Origin of the sequence: Bacillus lumedeiriae, assembly GCF_044891285.1 — a bacterium.
Taxonomy (GTDB): Bacteria; Bacillota; Bacilli; order Bacillales; family Domibacillaceae; genus Pseudobacillus; species Pseudobacillus lumedeiriae.
Genome location: NZ_JAUIYO010000068.1, coordinates 1 through 266, shown reverse-complemented (window position 1 = coordinate 266; position 266 = coordinate 1). Strand labels below are relative to the sequence as shown.

Sequence of the window (266 nt, the reverse complement as noted above, 5' to 3'; positions counted from 1 at the left end):
AGAGGGTCGAAGGTTCGAGTCCTTCATGGCTCACCATTTTCATATGCGGGTGTGGCGGAATTGGCAGACGCACCAGACTTAGGATCTGGCGCCGCGAGGCGTGGGGGTTCGACTCCCTTCACCCGCACCAAGTTTACATGCGGAAGTAGTTCAGTGGTAGAACACCACCTTGCCAAGGTGGGGGTCGCGGGTTCGAATCCCGTCTTCCGCTCCATAGAAAGTGCCGGGGTGGCGGAACTGGCAGACGCACAGGACTTAAAATCCTG

Annotated in this window: 2 tRNA genes; both read left to right on the top strand. The window is 57.9% G+C overall.

The annotated features are described in order from the left end of the window. Positions 1-45: 45 nt before the first annotated feature. Positions 46-130, top strand: a tRNA-Leu gene (locus tag QYG89_RS17265). 9 nt (positions 131-139) lie between these two features. Next, positions 140-214, top strand: a tRNA-Gly gene (locus QYG89_RS17260). The last annotated feature ends 52 nt before the right edge of the window (positions 215-266 follow it).